General features: G+C 65.2%; 24 protein-coding genes. 9 read left to right on the top strand and 15 right to left on the bottom strand.

Going from position 1 to position 24,591, the window contains the following annotated elements; genetic code table 11:
* Positions 1-266: 266 nt before the first annotated feature.
* On the top strand, positions 267-2,483 hold the full coding sequence (locus tag GR167_RS16525; protein ID WP_160974831.1) for a choice-of-anchor F family protein: 2,217 nt from the start codon (positions 267-269) through the stop codon (positions 2,481-2,483).
* A gap of 67 nt (positions 2,484-2,550) precedes the next feature.
* Here the strand turns inward: GR167_RS16525 and GR167_RS16530 are convergent, their stop codons facing one another.
* On the bottom strand, positions 2,551-3,213 hold the full coding sequence (locus GR167_RS16530; protein WP_160974832.1) for a TetR/AcrR family transcriptional regulator: 663 nt from the start codon (positions 3,211-3,213) through the stop codon (positions 2,551-2,553).
* A 79-nt stretch (positions 3,214-3,292) separates the two neighbouring features.
* Here GR167_RS16530 and GR167_RS16535 point away from each other — a divergent pair, with 79 nt between their 5' ends.
* The 4 genes from GR167_RS16535 to GR167_RS16550 are packed head-to-tail and all read left to right on the top strand — an operon-like array spanning position 3,293 to position 7,213.
* Complete coding sequence (locus GR167_RS16535; RefSeq protein WP_160974833.1) at positions 3,293-4,612, top strand: flavin-containing monooxygenase; 1,320 nt, start codon at positions 3,293-3,295, stop codon at positions 4,610-4,612.
* The gene (locus GR167_RS16540) at positions 4,609-5,511 is read left to right on the top strand and encodes a bile acid:sodium symporter family protein (RefSeq protein WP_160974834.1); all 903 of its coding nucleotides are present in this window, start codon (positions 4,609-4,611) and stop codon (positions 5,509-5,511) included. The genes GR167_RS16535 and GR167_RS16540 overlap by 4 nt, the downstream gene beginning before the upstream one ends.
* Entirely contained in the window at positions 5,508-6,446 is a 939-nt protein-coding gene (locus GR167_RS16545; protein ID WP_160974835.1) for an SDR family oxidoreductase, read from the top strand. Before GR167_RS16540 ends, GR167_RS16545 begins: the two co-directional genes overlap by 4 nt.
* Positions 6,443-7,213: an SDR family NAD(P)-dependent oxidoreductase gene (locus GR167_RS16550; RefSeq protein ID WP_370741335.1), complete on the top strand. Its 771-nt coding sequence runs from the start codon at positions 6,443-6,445 to the stop codon at positions 7,211-7,213. Before GR167_RS16545 ends, GR167_RS16550 begins: the two co-directional genes overlap by 4 nt.
* Positions 7,214-7,217: 4 nt before the next feature.
* Here GR167_RS16550 and amrS read toward each other — a convergent pair whose 3' ends face one another.
* A complete protein-coding gene (gene amrS / locus GR167_RS16555; RefSeq protein ID WP_212770012.1) occupies positions 7,218-8,282 on the bottom strand; it encodes an AmmeMemoRadiSam system radical SAM enzyme in 1,065 nt (354 codons plus the stop codon).
* 83 nt (positions 8,283-8,365) lie between these two features.
* Between amrS and amrB the strand changes: the two genes are divergently transcribed.
* The 4 genes from amrB (at position 8,366) to GR167_RS16575 (ending at position 12,878) form a co-directional block, all read left to right on the top strand.
* Complete coding sequence (amrB, locus tag GR167_RS16560; RefSeq protein WP_160974838.1) at positions 8,366-9,733, top strand: AmmeMemoRadiSam system protein B; 1,368 nt, start codon at positions 8,366-8,368, stop codon at positions 9,731-9,733.
* 94 nt (positions 9,734-9,827) lie between these two features.
* Positions 9,828-10,262 (top strand): MarR family winged helix-turn-helix transcriptional regulator, encoded by a 435-nt coding sequence (locus tag GR167_RS16565; protein WP_160974839.1) that lies wholly within the window; start codon positions 9,828-9,830, stop codon positions 10,260-10,262.
* 97 nt (positions 10,263-10,359) lie between these two features.
* A complete protein-coding gene (locus tag GR167_RS16570; RefSeq protein WP_160974840.1) occupies positions 10,360-11,352 on the top strand; it encodes an HlyD family secretion protein in 993 nt (330 codons plus the stop codon).
* A complete protein-coding gene (locus GR167_RS16575; RefSeq protein WP_370741336.1) occupies positions 11,349-12,878 on the top strand; it encodes a DHA2 family efflux MFS transporter permease subunit in 1,530 nt (509 codons plus the stop codon). The genes GR167_RS16570 and GR167_RS16575 overlap by 4 nt, the downstream gene beginning before the upstream one ends.
* 14 nt (positions 12,879-12,892) lie before the next feature.
* On the opposite strand, the gene GR167_RS16580 is transcribed toward GR167_RS16575, so the two are convergent.
* The 13 genes from GR167_RS16580 to GR167_RS16640 form a co-directional block, all read right to left on the bottom strand.
* Positions 12,893-13,741: an alpha/beta fold hydrolase gene (locus GR167_RS16580; protein WP_160974841.1), complete on the bottom strand. Its 849-nt coding sequence runs from the start codon at positions 13,739-13,741 to the stop codon at positions 12,893-12,895.
* Complete coding sequence (locus tag GR167_RS16585; RefSeq protein ID WP_160974842.1) at positions 13,738-14,796, bottom strand: branched-chain amino acid ABC transporter permease; 1,059 nt, start codon at positions 14,794-14,796, stop codon at positions 13,738-13,740. Before GR167_RS16585 ends, GR167_RS16580 begins: the two co-directional genes overlap by 4 nt.
* A 10-nt stretch (positions 14,797-14,806) precedes the next feature.
* Positions 14,807-15,799, bottom strand: coding sequence for a branched-chain amino acid ABC transporter permease (locus tag GR167_RS16590; protein WP_160974843.1), 993 nt, complete (start codon positions 15,797-15,799; stop codon positions 14,807-14,809).
* A complete protein-coding gene (locus GR167_RS16595) occupies positions 15,796-16,518 on the bottom strand; it encodes an ABC transporter ATP-binding protein (protein WP_160974844.1) in 723 nt (240 codons plus the stop codon). The genes GR167_RS16590 and GR167_RS16595 overlap by 4 nt, the downstream gene beginning before the upstream one ends.
* Positions 16,515-17,291, bottom strand: a complete 777-nt coding sequence (locus tag GR167_RS16600; protein WP_160974845.1) for an ABC transporter ATP-binding protein — start codon at positions 17,289-17,291, stop codon at positions 16,515-16,517. Before GR167_RS16600 ends, GR167_RS16595 begins: the two co-directional genes overlap by 4 nt.
* Before the next feature lie 68 nt (positions 17,292-17,359).
* Positions 17,360-18,562 (bottom strand): substrate-binding domain-containing protein, encoded by a 1,203-nt coding sequence (locus tag GR167_RS16605; protein WP_160974846.1) that lies wholly within the window; start codon positions 18,560-18,562, stop codon positions 17,360-17,362.
* Between the two features lie 152 nt (positions 18,563-18,714).
* Positions 18,715-19,836, bottom strand: a complete 1,122-nt coding sequence (locus tag GR167_RS16610) for an ABC transporter permease (protein WP_160974847.1) — start codon at positions 19,834-19,836, stop codon at positions 18,715-18,717.
* Complete coding sequence (locus GR167_RS16615; RefSeq protein ID WP_160974848.1) at positions 19,833-20,756, bottom strand: ABC transporter ATP-binding protein; 924 nt, start codon at positions 20,754-20,756, stop codon at positions 19,833-19,835. The genes GR167_RS16610 and GR167_RS16615 overlap by 4 nt, the downstream gene beginning before the upstream one ends.
* Complete coding sequence (locus GR167_RS16620) at positions 20,753-21,703, bottom strand: HlyD family secretion protein (RefSeq protein ID WP_160974849.1); 951 nt, start codon at positions 21,701-21,703, stop codon at positions 20,753-20,755. The genes GR167_RS16615 and GR167_RS16620 overlap by 4 nt, the downstream gene beginning before the upstream one ends.
* On the bottom strand, positions 21,700-22,341 hold the full coding sequence (locus GR167_RS16625; protein ID WP_160974850.1) for a CerR family C-terminal domain-containing protein: 642 nt from the start codon (positions 22,339-22,341) through the stop codon (positions 21,700-21,702). Before GR167_RS16625 ends, GR167_RS16620 begins: the two co-directional genes overlap by 4 nt.
* 130 nt (positions 22,342-22,471) lie before the next feature.
* Entirely contained in the window at positions 22,472-23,326 is an 855-nt protein-coding gene (locus tag GR167_RS16630; protein ID WP_160974851.1) for a class III extradiol dioxygenase family protein, read from the bottom strand.
* A 3-nt stretch (positions 23,327-23,329) separates the two neighbouring features.
* Positions 23,330-23,689 carry a protocatechuate 4,5-dioxygenase subunit alpha gene (locus GR167_RS16635; RefSeq protein WP_160974852.1) on the bottom strand — a complete coding sequence of 120 codons (360 nt, stop codon included), beginning with the start codon at positions 23,687-23,689 and terminating at the stop codon, positions 23,330-23,332.
* 13 nt (positions 23,690-23,702) lie between these two features.
* Positions 23,703-24,587: an amidohydrolase family protein gene (locus GR167_RS16640; protein ID WP_160974853.1), complete on the bottom strand. Its 885-nt coding sequence runs from the start codon at positions 24,585-24,587 to the stop codon at positions 23,703-23,705.
* Between the last annotated feature and the right edge of the window lie 4 nt (positions 24,588-24,591).

Below are 24,591 nucleotides of genomic sequence, written 5' to 3' on the forward strand. Positions count from 1 at the left end.
TAATTTTCGGAATGAAGGCCATCTAACCCCACCGGCTGTTCTGATAGTTTTCGGGTACCATCAGCAATGGGATTGTCCTGGCCGCGTACAATGATCCTGCGCCACATGGTTGAGCGCATAATTGACGTAGTTCAATTTGGACATCCGGCCGGCACCCCGTTGCAGCAACCAAAGGCAGAGCAGATTCTGCATCGTCTGCCATCGAATAAGGTTCCAAAGAAGGGGCGGCATTTCGTCGTGATTGGAAGATGAAAAAAATGTTGAGTTTGAAAAAGATAAGCGTCGCGCCGATCGCCATCATCGCCGGCCTTGCGACCTCGGCCTGGGCCGACACGCTCCCCGATGACGTTCTGGTCAGCACCTCGGGCGACGGTTCGATTTTCGCCGACCCGGAAGAAGGCGTCGAAGAGCCCGGCATCCGCGCCGTCACCTTCACCCGCACCCGGGATGGGGAAGATTTTGTCGATCCGTACGAAGTGATCATCACCGATTTCAGCGATCTGGGCAGCCGCGGCGAAGTCACCAACTGCATCATGACCAACCAGGAAGGCGTCTATTGCGATGCAGCGGGTGGTGCGGGCAAGCGGGTCAAGACCTGGCTGACCGGCCGCAACCCGTTCGACATCCGTCTGCGCACCGAGACTGATTCCATGTACCCGTCGGTGGATTACTTCACCTTCGGCAAGACCTCGAACTTCACCGGCGCGCGGATGACCGGCTTCACCATCGAACTGCTGGATTCCGACGGCAACCCGATGAGCGATACCGCCGCGGCCGAAGCTGTTTTGTACAACCTCGATGCGACCACGCTGGGCATCGGCGCGCGTCTGCCCGACGGTCTGTTCGGCGACGGCGGCAATGAAGGCGAAATCGGCTTCTTCTCGCCGGACCGCGGGTCTCTGACGCTTACCGCGGCAGATGACACCCTGACCTTCGGCGCCCTGACCAACGCGGATTACGTCGCGAATTTCGGCACCGGCTTCCTGGATAACTCCATGGTGCCCGACGGGCTGTTCTGGGACGACAACGACAATCCGCTCGACGAAGCGGCGCTGGTTGCCTGGAACAACCTTTCCGCCGGCGGCTGGACCTACGGCACGCTGGAAACCGCTGCCAATCTCGATGCGCGACTGCAGGAACTGGCCGATACGCTGGGCGTCGAAGTGGCCGATCTCGGTTATGTCGACGGCGGGCTGGTGCCGGCCGATATCGTCGCGCTGGCAGAGGCGAACGGCCTGTTCGCGGTCGATCCCATCGAGGATCTGCGCAACGCGAACCTGAACTACACCATCACCGTGGGCGATGTGGAAAGCGGCGAATTCATCCTGCGCATTTCCCCGACCTTCGCCCCGGTCGTGGAACAGACGGTCACCCCGTACCAGTTCGCCACTGCCGGGTATCTCGACAGCGCGGCCAACGTTCCCTACCTGGATCTTGGCTACGCGGCCGATTACCAGGCGGCGATCGCCGATATCCTGGCGCTCGACACCGCAGAAGCCAACGCGCTGCTGGAAACCACCGGTTTCAGCTTCCTGGCGGGCTTCAACGGCATCGGCCTGGAATTCGGCAAGGCCGTGGTGAACGGTATCGGCATGGCATCGTCCGAGCTGAGCAATGACGGCGCCACCCTGTCGACCAAGGGGATGCCGGACAGCTGGGAAGTCGGTGACGACACCCATGCCTTCGTGTCGCTGGGCGGTTCGAAAGCCACTTATGACGCGACGGCGAACGGCATCGGCTACGACGTCGAAAGCTGGAACGGCATCTTCGGCCTCGAAAAGCGCTTCAGCGGCACCAGCTCGCTCGGCGTGGTCGCGGGCTATTCGGACGGGACGGCGGACGCTGCCCTGTCGCGCGGTTCGATCGACGCGTCGGGGCTGTTCATCGCGGCTGTCGGCCGGACGACCTTCGGCAAGGGCGGCGCAGCGCAGGCGATGGTCGGCTATCAGGACCTGTCCTTCGACACCACCCGCAACGTGATGGGCGCGGTTGCCACCGGCAGCACCGACGGGTCGCAGGTCTTCGCGGCGCTGAAGGGCGAATACATGTTCTCGCAGGGCGGCTTCCGCTTCGGTCCGACCGGGTCGGTCGAATACTATGACCTGTCGGTCGATGGTTTCGATGAAACCGGTGCCGGCGCCTGGAACCTGTCGGTCGGCGACCAGGAGGGTCAGGTGACCATCGTTTCGGCGGGGCTGAGCGGCGAATACGCGCTGTCCACCGGCGAACGGGCGACCAAGCTGACCGGTGCCGTGGCCTATAACAACGCGTCGGGCGACGATCAGCTGGTGCAGACCGGTTTCATCGGCCTGCCCTCGGGCGCCACGCCGGTTGACGGCATGGACACCGACTGGGTGTCGCTGTCGCTGGGCGTCAGCTCCAAGATCGGCGCTTCGACCATGCTGAATGCCGGTTATGTCGGCGCCTTCGGCAGCGACTACGACAGCCACGCGCTGCAGCTGTCGCTGAGCATGCGGTTCTGAGACGCTTCAAAATAAGACGATCCCTGCGGCGCCCTTGTGGCGCCGCAGTTGTTTTTGCGGGACCGGTTTAAGCGTTGCCTTCCTCGGCACCCCGGGCGATCCGGGCCGCGCAGCCGGCGGCGCAGAAGGCCACCAGCCCCTCGGACGACGCCCGCGCCCCGGCCTGGCCCGACAGCGCCGCCACCCGCCACTGCGACGTCAGGAAGGCCAGCAGCGCAGCGATGGAATAGACGAAGGCCTCGGCCGCCACCGCCCGCCCGGCCGCCGGATGAAGCGCCGCGATTTCGTCGATGAAGCGCTGCGCGGTGGGGTCGAACAGATCGGCGGAAATATCCGCCCAGGCCGGATCGGCCGACACCGTCGCCACCAGCCGCGCATAGGCCAGCCATTGCGGATCGCTGCCCTCGGCCTTTTCCAGATAGGGCAGGAAGAAACAGCGCAGCACCGTCTCCAGCGTCAGCGGCCCCTCGGCCTGCGCGCGCTCCAGCGCAGCCAGGCGCAGGCCGGACAATTCCGCCGCCCGCCGTTCCACCACTTCGCGGAACAGCGCCTCCTTGCCGCCGCCGTGATGGTGCACCAGCCCCAGCGGAACCTCGGCCAGGGCGGCGATGTCGCGCACTTTCGCGCCTTCGAATCCGTCCCGCGCGAAAACCGCCTCCGCCGCGTCGAGAATCCGCGACCGGCTTTCGAGTGATCGCTTGGAAGGTGCCCTAAGTCGCTGTTTTTTCATTCGGTTTTCTATTCTCAGTTGAGGCTTGATTATTTTGAACAATGGTTCAATCTAAGACCGTCTTGGGAGGAGACATAACATGATAGATACGAGGGGCCAATTCGCCCTGATCGGCGCGGGCCCGATGGGCCTGGCCGCGGCGAAGGTATTGTGCGAGCAGGGCATCGATTTTCAGGGATTTGAGCTGCATTCCGATGTCGGCGGGCTGTGGGACATCGAGGGGCGCAAGTCCACGATGTACGAAACGGCGCATCTGATTTCATCCAAGCGGATGACCGAATTCACCGATTTCCCGATGCGCGACGAGGTGGCCGAATATCCCAGCCACCGCGAAATGGCGCGCTATTTCCGCGACTTCGCCGATCATTTCGACCTGCGCCGCCGCTACCGTTTCGGGGCCGAGGTCACCCGGGTCGAACCGCTGGGCGGCGACGGCGACGGATGGCGGGTGTGCTGGAAAGACGCCGGGGGCGAGCATGAAGCGATCTATGCCGGGGTCCTGATCGCCAACGGCACCTTGAGCGAGCCGAATTTCCCCAGCTTCCCCGGCCATTTCGACGGCGAGCTGATCCATTCCTCGTCCTATCGCAGCCCCGAACAGTTCAAGGGCAAGCGGGTGCTGGTGGTGGGCGCGGGCAATTCCGGCTGCGACATCGCGGTGGACGCGATCCATCACGGGCAAAGCTGCGACCTGTCGATGCGGCGCGGCTATTACTTCGTGCCGAAATACGTCTTCGGCAAACCCGCCGACACGATGGGCGGGGCGATCCGCCTGCCGATGTGGCTGAAGCGCCGGATCGACGGGGTGATCCTGAAATGGTTTGTCGGCGATCCGGCGAAATACGGGTTCCCCAAGCCCGATTACAAGCTCTACGAAAGCCACCCGGTGGTGAATTCGCTGGTGCTGTTCCACGCTGGGCATGGCGACCTGACGGTGCGCCCGGATATCGACCGGATGGACGGGCACACGGTGCATTTCAAGGACGGATCGCAGGCCGATTACGACATGATCCTCGCCGCGACGGGCTACAAGCTGCATTACCCGTTCATCGACCGCGAGCTGCTGAACTGGCAGGGCGACGCGCCGCATCTTTACCTCAACGCGATGCACCCCGCACGCGACGATATCTTCGTGCTGGGCATGTTGGAGGCCAGCGGCTTGGGCTGGCAGGGGCGCCATGAACAGGCCGACATGGTGGCGCGCTATATCCGCGGGCTGCGCGATGGCAGCGACGCGGCCAAGCGTCTGCGGGCGGAAAAGGCGGCCGGGTTCGACCGGGCGACCGGCGGCATGGCCTACCTCAAACTCGCGCGGATGGCCTATTACGTCGACAAGGCGACCTATCGCAAGACGGTCACCGGCTGGATCAAGGCCCTGGGCCGGAAGGCCGCGGCATGACCGGGATCGACGCGGTACGGCTGAATTTCAGCCCCGATGCGCTGACCCTGCTCAACGCGGTTCTCGCCATCGTCATGTTCTCGGTCGCCATCGACCTCACGCCGGGCGATTTTCGCCAGTTGGCGCGCAGGCCGAAATCGCTGATCGTGGGCTTTGCCTCGCAATTCCTGGTGCTGCCCGCGCTGACCTTCCTTCTGGTCAGCGTGATGCAGCCCGCCGCCTCGATCGCGCTTGGCCTGATCCTCGTCGCGGCCTGCCCGGGGGGCAACGTGTCGAACTTCTTCACCCATCGCGCCGGGGGCAATTCGGCGCTGTCGGTGTCGCTGACGGCGTTTTCCACCGCCGCCGCGATCCTGCTGACGCCGTTCAACATCGCCTTCTGGGGCAGCCTTTACGCCCCCAGCCGCGATCTGCTGCGGCAGACCACGATCGACCCGGTGTCGGTGGCGATCACGGTGGGGCTGATGCTGCTGCTGCCGCTGGTGGCGGGGATCGCACTGAACGTGGCGCGCCCCGATATCACGGCGCGGCTGCGCGGGCCGCTGAAATGGATATCGATGGGCATCTTCGTGGCCTTCGTGCTGATGTCGCTGGCGGCGAACTGGGGGTATTTCCTGCAATTCGTCGGGCTGATCGCGGCGATGGTGGTGATCCATAACGCGGTTGCCTTCGCGGGCGGTTACGCCACCGCGACGCTGGCGCGGTTGTCGCCCTATGACCGCCGCTCGGTCACCATCGAGACGGGAATCCAGAATTCCGGCCTCGGGCTGGTGCTGATCTTCGCCTATTTCGGCGGGCTTGGCGGCATGGCCATCGTCGCGGCCTTCTGGGGGATCTGGCACATCATCGCCGGGTTCGGCCTGTCGACCCTGATGGCAAGGACGGAGGCCCGCCGATGAGCCGCATCCTGATAACCGGCGCGGGCGGCATGATCGGCCGCGCGCTGACAAAGGAACTGGCGCAGGGCCCGCACGAGGTGATCGCGACCGATCTGGCCGCGCCTGATGACCTGCCCGAGGGGGTGCGCTTCGTGCCGCTCGACGTGACCGGCGCCGCGCCCGAACGGGTGATCGCGGCGGAACGGCCGGATGTGATCGTGCATCTGGCCTCCATCGTGACGCCGGGGCCGGGGATGGGGCGCGACCTGGCCTATCGCGTCGATGTCGAGGGCAGCCGCAAGGTGCTGGACGCCGCGCTGGCCCACGGCGTGCGGCGGCTGGTGGTGACCTCGTCCGGGGCGGCCTATGGCTATCACGCCGACAACCCGGTGCCCTTGCGCGAAACCGATGCGCTGCGCGGCAACCCGGAATTCGCCTATGCCGATCACAAGCGGCAGGTCGAGGAAATGCTGGCCGAGGCCCGCGACAGTAACCCGGAACTGGAACAGGTCGTGCTGCGCGTCGGCACGGTTCTGGGCGCGGGCACCGACAACCAGATCACCGCCTTGTTCCGCAAGCCCAAGCTGCTGGCGATCCGCGGCTCGGACAGCCCCTTCGTCTTCATCTGGACCCGCGATCTGGCCCGCATCCTGCTGCGCGCCGCGACCGACGGGCCGGCGGGCATCTATAACGTGGCGGGCGACGGCGCGATGGGGGTCGGCGATCTGGCGCGGCGGCTGGGCAAGCCGGTGCGGCGCATCCCTGCTGCGGCGATCAGGGCGGCGCTGGCACTGGCCCATCCGCTGCGATTGAGCCGTTACGGCCCCGAACAGGTGCGCTTCCTGCAATACCGGCCGGTGCTGGCCAATGACGCGCTGAAGCGCGATTTCGGCTACACGCCGGACCTGACCAGCGCCGAGGTGTTCGACCTGTGGTGCCGGGAGGCAGGGCTGTGAGTGCGCCGGTCGCCGTGATCTCGGGCGGGGCCGGGGGGCTGGGGCGGGCGTTTTCCGCCGCGCTGAGGGCCGAGGGCTGGAAGGTGGTGCTGCTCGACCGCGATATATCGGGGGTCGAGGACGCGCCGGATCAGCAGGCCATCACCTGCGACCTGACCGACCCGGCGCAGATGGATGACGCCTGCGCCCGGGTGATCGCGGAAAATCCCCGCATCGACCTGGTGATCTACAACGCCGGAGTGACCCAGATCGGCGCCTTCGAGGATCTGACCGACGCCGCCCACCGCAGGCTGTTCGAGATCAACTATTTCGCCGCCATTTCGATGGCGCGCCACTTCCTCGACCCGTTGCGGCAAAGCCGGGGGACGCATCTGGCGATTTCGTCTGTCGCGGGGTTTTCGCCGCTTTATCACCGCACCGCCTATGCCGCGTCGAAACATGCGCTGGAAGGTTTCTTTTCCTCGCTGCGCTCGGAAGAGGCGCGCCACGGTGTGCGGGTGCAGATCGCGGCACCGTCCTTCGTCGCCACCAATATCGGCCGGGCCGAGCGGCAGGAGGACGGCATCGCGCGCCCCGGTTCGGCCACGGACGGGGTGGATTACATGACGCCGGAGGAGGCCGCCAAGGTGATCCTGCGCGGCATGAAGCGCGGCGCGCCGATGATTCCGGCGGGCCGGGTTGCGCGGCTGTCATGGTGGATCAACCGGCTGTCGCCGCGGCTGTTCCAGCGGCTGATGGAGAGGAATATCTCGACGTCGGACGGGTAGCGGATCAGCCGATGCGGATCGGCTGCCGCTTGCGGCCCCAGTCGCCCGGCGGGCCGTCGATCACACCCGGGAAAGCGGTGCCGCAGCTGCGGCAATGGCCGTCATCGGTCAGGTTCCAGTCCGACAGCCGGTACCAGTCGCGGCCGATCACCTGTTCTCCGCAGCACGCGCAATAGCTCGATTGCCCGTCCTTGTGATGGGTGTTGCCGACATAGACGTGGTTGACCCCCGCCGCCTTGGCGATGTCGCGCGCCCGTAGCAGGGTTTCCTGCGGCGTGGCGGGCACGTCGGGCATCCGGTGATCGGGGTGGAAGGCGGAAAAATGGATCGGCACGTCCGGCCCCAGCCGGTCCATGATCCATTCCGACATCTCGGTCAGTTCCTGGTCGCTGTCGTTCCAACCCGGGATCAACAGCGTGGTCAGTTCCACCCAGCAATCGGTTTCGTTCACCACGTAGTCGATCGTATCCAGCACCGGCGCCAGCTGGGACGCGGTGAGCTTGTGATAGAAGTCCTCGGAAAATGCCTTCAGGTCGATATTGGCCGCGTCCATATGGGCGAAGAATTCCGCGCGCGGCTCGGGCGAGATGTAGCCGGCGGTCACCGCGACGCTGCGGATTCCCTTCTCATGGCAGGCCTGGGCGATATCGACGGCGTATTCGTGGAAAATCACCGGGTCGTTATAGGTGAACGCGACCGAGGCCGCGCCGGCATTTGCCGCCGCTTCGGCGATCATGTCCGGCGTGGCGTAATCGGTCAGGCTGTCGACCTGGCGGCTGGTCGAAATTTCGTGGTTCTGGCAGAACTTGCAGGCCAGGTTGCAGCCCGCCGTGCCGAAGCTCAGCACCGGTGTGCCCGGCAGGAAATGGTTCAGCGGCTTCTTCTCGATCGGGTCGATGCAGAACCCGGACGAGCGGTTATAGGTGTCGAGCACGATGCGCTGGCCCTCGGCCTTGCGCACGAAACACAGGCCCCGCTGGCCCGGTTTCAGGGCACACATGCGCGGGCATAATTCGCAGACGAGCCGCCCGTCTTCGGGGCGGGACGACCAGAAACGTGCTGTGTTCAAGCTGACCCCTCCAAAATTTGTGATCACAAACTATATAGGGATCAATCGCCCCGGTAACAGGGGCCTCGCGAAGGTAGGTCACAATGTCCGAACGCAGCTGCCGCTTCGCCGGCATGTTCTTTCCCGCAGAAAGCGGCGCGCTGTCCGCCGCCGTGGCGGAGCATCTGAAATCCGCAGAAACCGCAGCCCCCGCCGGGGCTGCCGAAGCGCGCGCCATCGTGTCGGCCCATGCCGGATACCCCTATTCGGGGCGTTTTGCCGGGGCGTCCTTCGGCGCGGTGGGCTGGGTGCCCGCCCGCGTTGTGGTGCTGTCGCCGTCGCACCGGCACCTGTTCCGGGGCATCGCCTTCCCCTCGCAGGCAGTCTTCGCGACCCCGATCGGCGCTTTGCGGATCGACCGCGACGCCTGCGCGGCGCTGGACGCCGCCGGGCTGGCGCATGAAGAAGACGCTGCGCATGACAATGAACACGGGATCGAAACCCAGCTACCCTTCATCCGCACGCTCTGGCCCGAGGCGCGGATCGTGCCGCTGGTCTGCGGCGACGTGCCCGCCGAGCAGGTCGCGGCGGCCATCGACGTGCTGGACGGGCCGGAAACGCTGTTCGTGCTGTCCTCGGACCTCAGCCATTTCCTGCCCCAGTTGGAGGCCAGCGAAAAGGATGCCGAAACCGCCGAGTTGCTGGAAACCGGCAATTGGCAGGACCTGACCCCGTATCACGCCTGCGGCGCCAAGGGCATACAGGGCTGGCTGTTGTCGCGGGCCGGGCAGGGGGCCAAGGCGTTGCGGCTGGACCTGGGCGACAGCGCCGATACCAGTGGCGACCGATCCCGCGTGGTGGGATACGGCGCCTGGGGCTTTTATCCGATCGACGCAGCGATGCTGAATGGCGATGCGCAGGCCGACCTGCTGGGGCTTGCCTATGACGCGATTGCCGGGCGGCTGGCGGGCTGCCCCGCTGCCGCCGCCGATCCGGGCCGCGCCGCCATTCCGTTGCAGACCCGGGCGGCCAGTTTCGTGACGCTGACCCAGAACGGCCAGTTGCGCGGCTGCATCGGGTCGGTCGCCGCGCGCCGGGCGCTGGCGCGGGACGTGGCCGAAAACGCCATCGGCGCGGCCTTCCGCGATCCGCGTTTCATGCCGGTGACGGCCGGGGAATTGCCGGAGCTGCGGATCAAGGTGGCGGTGCTGAGCAAGGCGCAGGACATGCAGGTCTACAGCGAGGAAGACGCGCTGACGCGGATCGAACCGGGGCTCGACGGGCTGATCCTGTCCTCGGCCGGGCGGCGGGGCTTGTTCCTGCCTGCGGTGTGGGAAAGCCTGCCCGATCCGCGCGATTTCCTGACCTCTCTGAAGCAGAAGGCAGGCCTGCCCCGGCAACACTGGGCCGAGGACCTGACGCTGCAGCGGTTCCGGGTGGAAAGCTTCGGCGACGGCGACCTGGCGGCCTGACGGCGCGGGCTGAAACCCGGCCCGGGCGGAATGCTCTTCCATTAGTATTGGTCCGTATAGTATAGGTTCGTACGAATCTACAGGATACGAGCCCATGAGAAACATCGCCGCCATGCTGCACGAAGCGACCCTGCTGATGCGACGGCGCTTTGAAAGCGCCGCGCGGCCGCAGAAGCTGACGCTGATGCAATGGCGGTTCCTCGGGACGCTGGCGCGCAAGGGCGCGATGCGGCAGGTCGCGCTTGGCGAGGCGATCAAGGCCTCGCCGATGACGGTCAGCGACGTGGCCGAACGGCTGGTCGCCGCGGGCCTGATCCGCCGCGACACCGATCCCGACGACAGCCGCGCGAAGATCGTGGCTCTCACGGAATCCGGTGAACGCAAGACCGAGATCATGCGCGACATCAGCGCGGCCGTTTTCGCGGACGCTTTCGACGGCGTTAGCGAAGCCGATCTCGAAGCGTTGCAGCGCGCGCTTCCCAGGATCATCGAAAATCTCGGCGGTACGCTGCCGGACAAGGTGGAATAAGCACATGAACGCAGACGCGAAAAAGCCCGGCGAACACACGGCCCCGTCGGATTCCGGCCAAAAGGCACGCAAGGGTCACGGGCGGCGGCGCCTTCTGATGGCGATGCTGCCGGCGGTGCTGCTGCTCAGCGGCGGCGGCTACTGGGTGACCGGCGGGCGCTATGTCGAAACCGACAACGCCTATATCCACCAACCGATGATTTCGATCTCGCCCGATGTCAGCGGCCGCATCACCGGCGTGTCGGTGGGTGAAAACCAGACCATCGAAAAGGGCGCGGCCCTGTTCGAAATCGATCCCACCCCCTACCGCATCGCGCTGGATCGGGCCGAGGCGACGCTGGCCGCCGCAAGGCTGTCGGTGGCGCAACTGCGCGCCGCCCATGCCACCGCCAAGGCGCAGCTCGAGGCGGCGCGCAATATCCTCGACGTGCAGCAGCGCGAGCTGGAGCGGCAGCAGGAACTGACCGCGCGCGGCGTCGGGTCGATGGCCAAGCTGGACCAAAGCAAGGTGACCATGCTGTCGGCCCGCAACGCGGTGGAAATCGCGCAGCGCCAGTTGGACGCGGCGGCGACCGCGCTGAACGGCGATCCCGAAATCGAAACCGATGCGATGCCTTCTGTCCGCGCCGCCATCGCGGCGCGCGACGCGGCCGCCCGGGACCTGGAAAAAACCACCGTCCGGGCGACCAGCTTCGGCACCGTGTCGCAGATCGAAAGCCTGAACGTGGGCCAGTTCCTCGCCGCCGGGTCCACCGCCACGACACTGGTCGACACCTCGCAAAGCTGGGTCGAGGCCAATTTCAAGGAAACCCAGCTTGACGGGCTCGCCGTCGGACAGCCGGTCGACATCGGCGTCGATGCCTATCCCGGCGTGACCCTGCATGGCAGGGTCGAAAGCTTCGGGTCGGCGACCGGGTCGCAGTTTTCGCTGATCCCGGCGCAGAACGCGACCGGCAACTGGGTCAAGGTGGTACAGCGGGTGCCGGTGCGCATCCGGATCGACGGCGCGCCGGAAAAACCGCTGCGCGACGGGATGAGCGTCTCTGTCGCGGTCGATACCGGCCATTCCCGGCTGGACGCGTTCCGGTGAGCACGCCCGCCCCGTCAAATCCCGGCCTTTCGAAACCCAACCTCATGGTGGCGGCGCCGGGGTGGCTGACCGCGTCGATCATGCTGGCGACGGTGATGCAGGTGCTCGACACCACCATCGCCAACGTGGCGCTGCCGCATATGGCGGCGAGCCTGGGCGCGACGCAGCAGGAAATCACCTGGGTGCTGACCTCCTATATCGTGGCATCGGCCATCGCCACGCCGCTGACCGGCTGGGCGGCAGAGGTGATCGGGCGGCGCCGGGTCTTCGCCGGGGCCATCGCCGGCTTCACCCTGACATCGCTTTTGTGCGGGATTGCCACCGGTCTGCCCGAGATGGTGATCTACCGCGTTTTCCAGGGCCTGTTCGGCGCGGTGCTGATCCCGTTGGCGCAGGCGGTTCTGCTCGACATCAACCCGCGCGAACGGATCGGCCAGGCGATGGCGATCTATGGCGCGGGCATCATGGTCGGCCCGATCATCGGGCCGACGCTGGGCGGCTACCTGACCGAGGTGTTCAACTGGCGCTACGTCTTCTTCATCAACTTGCCCGTCGGGCTGGCCGCGCTGGCCGGGGTGATGAGCTTCCTGCCGAAGGAAAGCACCAAGGCGCGCCGCTTCGATTTCACCGGTTTTGCGATGCTGGCGATCAGCATCGGCGCGCTGCAGCTGATGTTCGACCGGGGCGAGGCGGTTGGCTGGCTGGAATCGGCGGAAATCTGGCTTTACCTTGGGCTTGTCGTATCCGGGCTCTGGGCCTTCGCGATCCATTGCCTGATGGCGGATAACCCGTTCATCGACCTGCGCATGTTCCGCGACCGCAATTTCGTGATGGGGCTGGTGTTCATCTTCATCATCGGGCTGACGCTGTTTTCCGGCCTCGCCTTGCTGCCGCCGCTGCTGCAGAAGCTGATGGGATATCCGGTGATCGAAACCGGGCTGGTGATGGCGCCGCGCGGCGTCGGCACGATGCTGTCGATGCTGCTGGTCGGGCGGCTGGTGTCGCGCTTCGACCCGCGGGTTCTGGTCGCCATCGGGTTGGCGCTGACGGCTTGGTCGCTTTACGACATGTCCGGGTTCGAAACGCAGATGGACGCGCGGCTGATCGTCACCTCGGGGGTGATGCAGGGCTTCGGGCTTGGCTTCGTCTTCGTGCCGCTGTCGACGCTGACCTTCGCCACCATCGCCCCGCATTTTCGCGGCGACGCCACCGCGATGTACAGCCTGGTGCGCAATGTCGGGTCCGGGGTGGGGATTTCGCTGGTCACCGCCGTGCTGTCGCGGATGATGGTGGTCAATCACGAGGAACTGGCGGGGCAGCTGACCGCCACAGCGCCGCAGGTGCGCGATACGCTGCCCGGGTTGCTGCAGCAATCGCCGCTGATGGCAAGCATCGCCGACGGGTTGGTCGGGCAGCAGGCGGCGATGATCGCCTATATCGACAATTTCGTGCTGATGATGATCCTGACCTTGGCGGCCTTTCCGATCGTGTTCCTGCTGCGCAGGCCCGGGGCGGGCCGGTCGTAACCGGCCCTTGGGGTTCAGCTTGTCAGTTTTTGCAGCAGGCTGGCGATCAGCGCGGCGTCTTCGGGGTTGGACAGGGTCGGCGCGTGGCCGCAGTCGGGGAAGGCGCTGGAAGCCGGGCGCGGGCCGGCATCGGTCATGCGCGCCAGGATGTCGTCGGTCAGAAGGTCCGATTGCACCCCTTGCAGCACGTGGGTCGGCGCCGTGATCCGTTCATAGAACGCCCAGTTCGACAATTGCCCGGGCACCGCTTCCAGAGCGTCGATGATACGCGGATCGTAATGCAGCGTCAGCTTGCCGTCGTCGCGCCGTCGGGTCGAGGTTTCCGCCATCCGCGGCCAGAACCCGTCGGGCGCCGGGCCGAACGGGGCATAGACCGTGCGCAGCCAGTCCTCGGCCTCGGCCATGCGGGAAAATTCCGGCAATTCGCGGGCATAGGTGATGATGCGATCCAGCGCCTCATCGGGGATTTCCGGGCCGATATCGTTGATGATCAGGGCGCTGATCCGGTGGGCGTTTTCCCCAGCAGCCACATGCATCCCGATCAGCCCGCCCATCGACGTGCCGATCCAGGCCGCCTTGTCGATGCCGTAGTGATCCAGCATCGCACCCGCGATTCGGGCGTAATAGGCGGTGACGTATTGCTCATTGGGCGCATCGGCCCAGCTCGACAAACCGCGGCCGATCGTGTCGGGGCAGATCACGAAGTAATCTCCCGACAGCGCCAATGCGAGTTCGTCGAAATCCCGGCCCGTGCGGGCCAGCCCGTGCCACATGATCAGCGGCGGCAAGGACGGATCGCCCCATTCCATCACGTGGATGTCGTGCCCCATCAGGGGCAGGAAAACCGAACGCGGCATGTTCATTTCGCGTCTCCCTTGTTGATGATCGTTCCGGCGATCCCGGAGGGGAAGAAATAGACCAAGAGGATGAAGATGATCCCCAGCCACAGCAGCCAGCGTTCGGGGGCCAGCAGGTCGGGCAGCACCGGCACGGAGGCCACGGCGGTCGAGGCGGCCTCCATCAGGTCGCGCAGGTAGTATTGCGCCATCACCAGCGCCGTCGCCCCGATCACCGCGCCCCACATGGTGCCCATGCCGCCGATCACCACCATCAGCAGGATGTCGATCATGATGGTGAAGCTCAGCGCGGTATCCGGTCCGGTATATTTCAGCCACACCGCATAGACCGACCCGGCCAGCGACGCGGTGACGGCGGCGATGCAGAACACCGCGGTGCGGTAGGCCACGACCTTGTATCCGATGCCCTCGGCGCGCGCCTCGTTCTCGCGGATCGCCTTCAGAACGGTGCCAAGCGGCGATCCGGTGATCCGCAGCATCATCCAGAACATCAGCGCGGCGGTCACGAAGACGAAGTAATACGCCGCCAGCTTGCCGTTCAGCTTCACGCCCATCAGCCGCACCACCTTGCCGTCCTCGTCGACCATCAGCTTTGCAGCGGTCTTGAAGATTGCCGGGGTCTTGTAGGTGATCCCGTCCTCGCCGCCGGTCAGCCCCGACAATTGCTGCGCCAGCACCAGCACGACCGAGGCCGCCGCCAGCGTGATCATGGCAAAAAAGATCGCCTTCACCCGCAGGCTCAGCAGGCCGATCAGCACCGCGATCACCAGCGACACCGCCACGCCCGCCAGCGCGCCGAGGCCCAATGCGCCCCAGCCCGCGCCGATATGTTTCAGCGAAATCGCCGCACCATAGGCGCCGAAGCCGAAGAACATGGTATGGGCAAACGACACGATGCCGGTATAGCCGATCAGCAGGTCGTAGCTTGCCACCAGCGCGATGAAGACGGCGATGCGCGCGGCCACTTCCATCGAGCGCACGTCCTGGAACAGGAACGGCGCGAACAACAGTACCGCCCAGATCGCCAGCGACGCGGTTTTGACTGTCAAAGTCCCTTTCATCTCCGCCCCCTCATTTCACCGCCGGGGCCAGCCCGGAGGGCCGCCACAGCAGGATCAGCATCATCAGGATCATGGTCGACGCCAGCGCCAGTTTCGGCGCCAGGAAGCCCACGTAATTATCCGCCAGCCCGACCATGATCGCGCCCAGCAGAGTGCCCTGGATCGATCCCAGCCCGCCGATGATCACCACGATGAACACGACGACCATCAGTTCCGCCCCCAGCGAGGGGGTGATCAGCGTCTCGTAGCCTGCCCACATCGCGCCGCCCAGGGCGGCGAGCGCGGAGCCCACCATGAAGACGCCGATGAACAGCCGGTCGACCTTGAAGCCCAAGGCCTCGACCATTTCGCGGTTCTCGACGCCCGCGCGGATCAGCAGCCCGATCCGGGTGCGGTTCAGCAGCAGGTGCAGCCCGATATAGACCAGCGCGCCGAGGCCGAAGGCGAACAGGCGATAAAGGTCGACCGAGGCGTCGCCGATCAGCAGCGATCCTTCCAGGAAGGCCGGACGCGGCACGTTCAGCGGCGCGCCGCCCCAAGAGGCCAGAATGATCTGTTCGGCGACGATCAGCGCCCCCATGGTGATCAGGATCTGGCGCAGGTGGTCGCTGTAGACCGGCTTGACGATGACGCGCTCGAAGAACCAGCCGCCGGCAAGCCCGAAGGCAATCGCGGCGGCCAGCGCGCAGGTCAGCGCCAGCAGGTTCAGCATCACGCTGTCGGCGCCCAGCCAGCCGCCAAGCGCCGCCAGAACCGATGCAGCGACGAAGGCACCGAAGGAAATGAAGGCCGAATGGCCGAAGTTCAGCACGTCCATCAGCCCGAAGACGAGGCTGAGCCCCGAGGCCATCAGGAAAATCATCATCCCCATCGACAGCCCGGCGACCGTCAGGGTCAGCCAGCTGGACGGCGCGCCGATCAGGATGAAGGCGACAATCGCCATGGCGACGGGCAGCAGGAACACCCCGCCTGCGCGTGAAATAAGCTCGGACAGCCCGGTCATTCGGCTTCCTCCTCGAACATGGACAGGCTGAGCAACCGGTCCTGCAATGGCTTGTCGGCGACGAAATCGGCCATCGTGCCGCGATGCACCACGCGGCCGTCATCGATCACCGCCATGTCGCGGCCCAGCGAGCGCGCGAATTCGAAATTCTGCTCCACCAGCAGGATCGTGGTGTTTGCGGAAATTTCGCGGAACGCCTCGGCCATCGCGTTGACGATGGCCGGAGCCAGCCCCTTGGTCGGCTCGTCGATCAGGATCAGTTCGCGCGGTTCGATAATGGCGCGCGATACGGCCAGCATCTGTTTTTGCCCGCCCGACAGGGTGCCCGCCTGCTTGTCCCAGAACTTCTTCAGCGCCGGGAACAGGGTGTAGATGCGTTCCAGCCGGGTCTGGTCGAACTTGCCGTTGGCGGTGGCCAGGATCATGTTTTCGGCCACGGTCAGCCCGCCGAAGATGCCCATGTTTTCGGGCACGAAGGCGATGCCGCGCTTGGCGATGTCCGACGCGTGCAGCCCGGTGATGTCCTGATCGCGGAAGGTGACCGAACCGGGATTGGGTTTCCACAGGCCCATGATCGAGCGCAGCGTCGTCGTCTTGCCCGCACCGTTGCGGCCCAGCAGCACGAAAACGCCGCCCTCGGGCACGTCGAAACTTACGTCGTGCAGCACCGAATACTGTTCGATCTTGGTCTGCATGTTCTGAAGGCTGAGAAGGGTCATGCGCTGGCGTCCTCCGTCGCGGGGGCGGTGCCGAGATAGACATCGCGCACGATCTGGCTCGACATCACCTCGTCGGGGGCGCCGTCGGCGACCAGCCGGCCGTTGTGCAAAACGATGATCCGGTCGGCCAGGGCGCGCACCACGTCCATCTTGTGTTCGACCAGCAGCACGGTTTTCGACTTGTCGTGCTTGATCTCGGCGATCAGGTCCAACACGTCCGGCGCGTGATCGAGGCTCATCCCCGCGGTGGGTTCGTCGAACATGTAGATATCGGGTTCCATCGCCATCAGAAGCGCCACTTCCAGCTTGCGCTGATCGCCGTGGGGCAGGGCGGATGCGGGTTGATGCGCCACCGCTTGCAGCTTGGTGGCCTCAAGGTAACGTTCGGCGCGCGCGGTCAGTTCGGTGAACCGGCCCACGGGGCGGAAGAATCGCGCCCCTTCGCCTGCCTGCGCCTGCACGGCAAGGCGGATGTTTTCCAAAACGCTGAGCTGCGGAAAGAGGTTGGTGAGCTGGAACGCCCGGCCGATCCCGTGGCGCGCGCGTTTCGAGGCGGGGAAACGGGTCATGTCGATCCCGTCTTTCATCACCCGCCCAGCACTCGGCATCAGCTGCCCCGAGATCATGTTGAAGAAGGTTGTCTTGCCAGCCCCGTTCGGGCCGACGATCACCGTCAGTTCGCCCGGGTTGAAGGCGCAGGATACCGCATCGACGGCAACATGCCCGCCGAACCGGATCGTCAGATCCTCGGTGAGAAGCGATGGATGTGTCATGATAAGTCGTCCAAGGGGAACCCGGCCCGCCGCGGAGGACGGACCGGGGGAAGGGATGGAAAGCGGGCTCAGTTGTTGCGGCCGACCGGGATATCCATCTCGCTGGCTTCGATGATGCGGACGCGTTCGGGGATCGCCCAGTCCACGTTCGGATCGACCTTGATCTTGAAGTGGATCATCGATTGCAGCGCCTGGTGGTCTTCGGGGCGGAAGGTCATTTCACCCTTGGGCGTGTCCCAGGTCATGCCTTCCATCGCGTCGATCAGCCCCTCGGCATCGATGGTTTCGGCGGTTTCGATCGCCTTGACCACGGCCAGCGCTGCCGCCATGCCGCCTGCGGTGAAGAAATCCGGCGGCGTGTCGAAGCGTTCCATATGGGTCTTCACCAGCCATTCGTTCACCGGGTTGTCGTAACCTTCGTAGTAGTAATAGATCGCGCCTTCCATGCCCGGAACCCGCTTGTAGGTCGTCAGCGCGGGCAGGATGTTGCCGCCGGTCGAAATCTTGATGTCGAAGCGTTCCGGCTGCATCGCCAGGATCTTGCCCATCGGGTCGGACGCGCCGGCGACGTAGATATAGATGATCTTGCGGCCCGGCTTGTCCTTCAGCGCGTTGAACATGCGTTCGGTGGCAGCGGTGAAATCGGTGGCGTCGGTGGGCACGTATTCTTCGGTCACCACATGGGCGCCGCGGCTTTCCAGCGCCGATTTGAACGCGGCGATGCCGTCACGGCCAAAGGCGTAATCCTGCGCCAGCGTCGCGACATAAAGATCGTCGCCCGGGTTCAGCGCCAGCGCCTGCGCCTGCGCGTCCATCGAGGAATTGCGCGAGGTCTTGAACACGTAGCGGTTCGAATCCGGACCGGTCAGGCTGTCGGCCACCGCCGGTTCCACGATCAGGATGCGTTCGTATTCCTCGGCGATCGGCAGCATGCCGACGGTGACACCCGACGAGGTGCCGCCGACCGCGATCAGCGCGTCGTCGTCACCGTAAGCTTCGGCCAGCAGGGTGCGGGCGATGTCGGGCTTGAACTGGGTGTCCTTGTGGATGATCTCGAGCGGGTGGCCCTTGACCTCCATCGTGCCGCCGGTGGCGTATTCCAGCCCCAGCTCGAAACCGGTTTCGCTCTGGCCGGAATAGACCTCGAAGCTCGACCCGGACGTGCCGTGGATCAGCGCGATCTTGATCGGGTCCTTGTCGGCCGCCTGGGCCGGTACGGCCAGGGCAAGCGTCGCCCCCAGTGCGGACAGCACTTTGGTTAATTTGTACATCTGTGTTCCTCCCGTTGTCGTCCTGCCCCCCTCCTGGGGCGGGACTGAAAATGCATTGGGCAGGAGCATTCCAAACGGCCTGTTTGAAAGCAAGTTGGTGAAAACACGCAATGGGTTTTCACCTACATGGGGCAGGTGCGCGGGCGTGTACCCTAGTCCAGCGTGCGGCGGAACCGCAGCAGTGCCAGCAGCGCCAGCACCAGCGTGAACAGGCCAAGTGCCGCGAAGGGGGCGGCGACGGTCGCAGGTTCGGCCCCTTTCAGCATCACCGCACGGATCAGGCGCAGGAAATGGGTCAGCGGGAAAACCTCGCCCAGCAGCTGCGCCCATTGCGGCATGCCGCGATAGGGGAACATGAAGCCCGACAGCATCAGCGAGGGCAGGAAGAAAAAGAAGGTCAGCTGCATCGCCTGCATCTGGGTCCGCGCCAGCGTCGAAATCAGGTAGCCCAGGATCACCAGCGCCAGCACGAAGACGAAAATCCCCGCCAGCACCAGCGACAGCGATCCCACGAAGGGCACGTCGAACACCGCTTTTGCGGCGATCAGCACCACCGCCACCTGCACCGCGCCGACGGCGAGGAAGGGCACGATCTTGCCCAGCATGATTTCCAGCGGCGTGGCGGGCATCGACAGCAGGTTTTCCATCGTCCCCCGCTCGACCTCGCGGGTCAGCGCCATCGCGGTCATCATCACCATGGTCAGTTGCAGGATCACCCCCAACAGGCCCGGCACGATGTTGTACTGGGTGATGCCTTCGGGATTGTAGCGGCGGTGCACGATGATTTCGACCGGCGGCGACGCGGCGGCGATTCCCGCTTCGCGCTGCAAGGCCGAGCGGGCCACCGTCGACAGGGTCGATATCGCGCCTGAGGCGACCGACGGGTCGGTGGCGTCGGCTTCGATCAGCATGGTCGCGCCGTCGCCGCGTTCGACCCGGCGGCCGAAATCCGACGGCACGGTGACCACGAAGGACACGTCGCCCTTGGTGATCATTTCCTCGGCCTCGGCCGCCGTCGTACCCATCGCGGTGAAGCGGTAATAGCCGGTCAGTTCCAGCGCCGACACCATGGCGCGGGTGAACCTGTCCTGGGTCGGCGCGACCAGGGCGGCGGGCAATTCCTTGGGATCGGTGTTGATGGCGAAACCGAACAGCATCAACTGCACCAGCGGCACGCCCAGCATCATCGCGAAGGTCACCCGGTCGCGGCGCATCTGGATGGTTTCCTTGGCCAGCAGCGCGCGCAGGCGGATGAAGGAAAAGAACCGGTTCATTGCATGTTGTCCTCGGCGCTGCCCATCAGCTGGATGAACACATCCTCAAGGCTGGTTTCCGCCGGGCCCGCCGTGCAGCCGGTCTGCTCCGCCACCGCCGCGACCGAGGCTTTCAGCGCCGCTCCGTCGCGCCCCACCACGTGCAACGTGGCGCCGAACGGCGCGATTTGATCGACCCCCGGCGCGCCCTTCAGCGCGCGCGCCGCCGCCGCCACCTTGTCGCCGCTGATGATCATCGTGGTCAGGTTCGCATCGCGCAGGACCTCGGCCACGGTGCCCTTGGCGATCAACTGGCCGTAGGAGATATAGGCGATGCGGTGGCAGCGTTCGGCCTCGTCCATGTAATGGGTCGACACCAGCACGGTCAGCCCGTCCTGGGCGAGGTTGTGAATCTCGTCCCAGAATTCCCGCCGCGCCTTGGGATCGACCCCGGCGGTGGGTTCGTCCAGCAGCAGAAGATCGGGCTTGTGCATGATGCAGGCGGCCAGCGCCAGCCGCTGTTTCCAGCCCCCCGACAGCTTCCCGGCCAGTTGATCCTTGCGCGCGGTCAGGCCGAGGTCTTCGAGCGTGTCGCGCACCACCTGCCGTTTCGGTTTCATGCCATAAAGCCCGGCGACGAAATTCAGGTTCTCGGCGATTGTCAGGTCTTCGTAGAAGGAAAACCGCTGCGTCATGTAGCCCACCCGCCGCTTGATCGCGCGGCGGTGACGGCGGATGTCGTAGCCCAGCACGGTGCCGTCGCCGCCGTCGGGTTCCAGCAGCCCGCACATCATCCGGATCGTCGTGGTCTTGCCCGACCCGTTGGGGCCCAGGAAGCCCATGATTTCGCCCTTGCGCACCGACAGCGACACGTCATTGACGACGGTCTTGTCCCCGAACCGCTTGGTCAGCCCGGTCACGGTGATGGCGTTGTCGGTCATTGCCCGGCCCCGGGCAGGGCGACATCGACGATCTGGCCGGGGTTGAGGTCGCTGCCATTGGCTGGCCGCGCCTCGACCAGATAGACGAGCTTCTGGCGGTTCTGCACCGAATACAGCTCGGGCGGGGTGAATTCGGGTTCGTTGGAGATATAGCTGATCTTCGCCTGCAGCCCCGCGTCACAGCCGTCGCAGGCGACCGCCATCAGGTCGCCCACCGCGATCTGCGACAGCGACGCCTCGGGCACGTAGAAGCGCAGTTTCACCGCCCCGTCGGCCAGCACCGACAGGACCGGCGCCGACGGCCCGGCGATTTCGCCCTGCTGGCGGATCACATCGACCACGGTGACGGTTTCGGGCAGCGACAGGCTACGCTGTTCCAACCTCCAGGACACCTGATCGCGCGCCGCTTCGGCCGCCGCGACGGCGGCTTCGGCCTGGGCGATGGCCTGCGGCCGGGCGGGCAGGCGGGCGACGGCGAGTTCCGCCGACACCTGCGCGACGGCGGCCTGGGCCACCTGGGCGGCGGTGACGGCATCGTCGCGCTGCGCATCGGTGACGACGCCGCGTTCTGCCAGCTGGGTCATCCGTTCGCGGGACCGTTCTGCTTCCTCCGCCTGCACCTTGGCCGAGGCCAGCGTCGCCTCGATCACCTCGATTTCCTCGCGCCGCGCCCCTTCCAGCAGGTTGGCGAGCTGCGACCGCGCCTGCGCCAGGTTGGCGTCGGCCTGGGCCAGCGCGATTTCGGCGTCGCGCCGTTCCATTTCCACCATCACCTGGCCGGGGGGCACCCTGTCGCCGCGCACCACCGCGATGTCGCGGATCTGGGCGGTTTCCACCGGCGCGACGAGGGTGAATTCGCCCTCGACATAGCCCGAGGCATAGGGCGCTGGCGGTTCGCAGGCGGTGAACAGCAGCGAGGCGAAGGGAATGGCGCAAAGCAGGCTCATCTGCGGGCCCTTTCGATCATGGCGTTGAGGTTGCCGATAATCAGATCGGCGATCTGTGCGGCCTGGTCCGGGCCGGTCGCGGACCAGCCCATGCGCCGGGCCACGAAGGGTTCGGCGATGCGGAAATAGACGATCTGCCCGATCAGCGAAAAGATCGTCAGCTTGACCTCGTCGGCCTCGGCGGGCTGGCCGGTGGCGATCGACCACAGCTGGCAGAACCGCGCGTGGCGGGGCAGGAACAGGCGGGCGAAGATCAGTTCGGCCGCTTCGCCCGGATCTCCGAGTTCGCGCAGGATGAAGGTGACGGTGTCGCGGGCACCGTCGGAGCCCACGATAATGCCGGTGATCGCCCGGATCGCGGTTTCCATTTCCGCCACCGCCGCCTGCGGCGTGCCGGGCAGCGGGCGCGGCCCTTCGGCCTGCAGCGCGGCGTTCAGCCGCTCGGCCAGCGCTTCGGCGCAGGCGCGCCGCAGCCCGGCCTTGCCGCCGAAGTGATAGGCGATGGAGGCGACGTTGACCCCGGCCCGGTCCGCGATGGCGCGGGTCGAGGTGCCCTCATAGCCCTTGTGGCCGAATAGGTATTGCGCCGCCTCAAGCAGCGCGTCGCGGGTTCCGGCCTGAGTCTGTGTGTCGGTCATGGTGAAATGTTAATCAATCGTTTGATTAAGTGCAAGCCTCGCTATAACCCACTCAGTCCCGCCTGCGGGACAAACAAAAAACGGCGGGCCAGTGGCCCGCCGTTTCCGGTGTTCGGTGATCGCGACAGGATCAGTCGACGCCTTCGCATTCCAGCAGCATCGTACCGGCCCCGGTGTTCGAGATCGGGATGTGGTAGTTCTTGTGCAATGCCTTGACGTTGTCGCCAAGCGCGCCGCGCATCATCATCCACATCAGGAATTCGGTGCCCTGCGCGCCGGCTTTCTCGACCAGCTCCATCCGGGTGATCTTGGTCAGCTCTTCCGGATCGTCGATGATCTTTTCCATGCAGTAGGTGTCGAATTCCTTGTTGATGAACCCGGCCCGTTCGCCGTCGAGCTGGTGGCTCAACCCGCCGGTGCCCAGGATCACCACCTTGATGTCCTCGGGGTAGGATTCGATCGACGCGCGCAGCGCCTTGCCGAAGTCCAGCGCCCGTTTCAGGGTCGGGATCGGGTGCTGCACCGTGTTGGCGCTGACCGGGATCGCGCGGGGCATGTTCGGGTTGGAATGCGCACCGCGCCAGAACAGCTGCATCGGCACGGTGAAACCGTGGTCCACCGGCAGTTCCTGGCACGAGGTGATGTCGAATTCGCGCGCCACCATGCCTTCGATGATGTGCCAGCTCAGCTTCGCGTCGCCGGGGAAGGGCGGCAGCTGCGGGATGCCCCAGCCTTCGTCCTCGTTGACGTATTCATGCGCGGCGCCGATCGCGAAGGTCGGCATCTTGTCGAGGAAGAAGCCCAGGCCGTGGTCGTTGTAGATGTTGATCGCAACGTCCGGCTTGTGCTTGTCGAGCCATTCCCACACCGGCGGGTAGCCGTCGAAGAACGGTTTCCAATAGGGATCGTCGTACAGTTCGTTTGCAATCGCGTTGCCGACGGCGGGGATGTGGCTGGTGGTCAGGCCACCGATGATCTTCGCCATGATTTATTCTCCTTGCTTGCGGAGTTTTTCTTTGAATTCTTCGGTGGTCACGCCGGTCTGCTGGGCACCGATATCCTGCACGCTGAGCTTGTAGATGCCGGCCAGCTTGGCGAGGTAGTAGATGTTCCCGCCTGCGGCGATCATCGCCAGCACGTTCTTGTCGCGCACGGCTTGCTTCTGTTCGTCGTTCAGGCCGAAGCTTTCCATATAGGCTTCGGGATCGGCGACGAAGGCGTTGCGGGCGTCTGCCCGGTTGAAGGAAAAGCACATCTTGTTCAGTGCGTATCCCTTCATTGCCATTTCGCCATCGAAAATCGTGGTGCCTTCGATGTGAACGTGATGGTCGAGGTCCTCAAGTTCCATTGGGCGTCTCCTTTCAGGTGTTCGTTTCTTCGGGCCAGTAAAGGCGCATCGGGTTGTCGATCAGCAGCTTGCGCCGGGCTTCCTCGGTGGTGGCGATCTGCGGGATCACGTCCACCAGTTGGCCGTCGTCTGGCATGTGCGATTTCATGTTCGGGTGGGGCCAGTCGGTGCCCCACAGAACGCGGTCGGGGAAGGCATCGACCAGACGCTTGGCGAAGGGCACGACATCTTCATAGGGCGGGCCGGCGACGGTCAGGCGCTCGGGGCAGCTGACCTTGACCCAGATGTTTTCATTGTCCGCCATCAGGTCGACGAAACGGTCGAAATCGGGGTGATCGGCGCCTTTCGACACGTCGGGGCGGCCCATGTGATCGACCACGATGATGCCCGGCAGGCTGGTCAGGAACGGGGTCAGGTCTTCCAGGTCGGGGGCTTCGAAATAGACCACGATATGCCAGCCCAGCTTGGTGATCCGCTCGGCGATGCCGGTGAAGACTTCGCGCGGGGTGGCATCGACCAGACGCTTGACGAAGTTGAACCGCACGGCGCGCACGCCGGCCTTGTCCATCGCGTCGAGTTCTTCGTCGGTGACGTCGGGCGACACCACGGCCACGCCGCGCGCCAGGTTCCCGGCGGTTTCCAGCGCATCGACCAGCGCGGCGTTATCGGTGCCGTGGCACGACGCCTGCACGATCACGTTGCGGGAAAACCCCAGATGGTCGCGCAGCGCGAAGAGCTTTTCCTTCGGCGCGTCGCAGGGGGTGTATTTCCGCTTCGGCGAATAAGGAAATGTATCGGCGGGGCCGAACACGTGGCAATGCGCGTCCACCGCGCCTGCGGGCGGGGTGTAATCGGGCACCTTCGGATTGGGATGGAAGGGACGATAGTCTGCGTCCATGAGC

The organism is Thalassovita mangrovi (assembly GCF_009857745.1).
GTDB lineage: Bacteria > Pseudomonadota > Alphaproteobacteria > Rhodobacterales > Rhodobacteraceae > Thalassobius > Thalassobius mangrovi.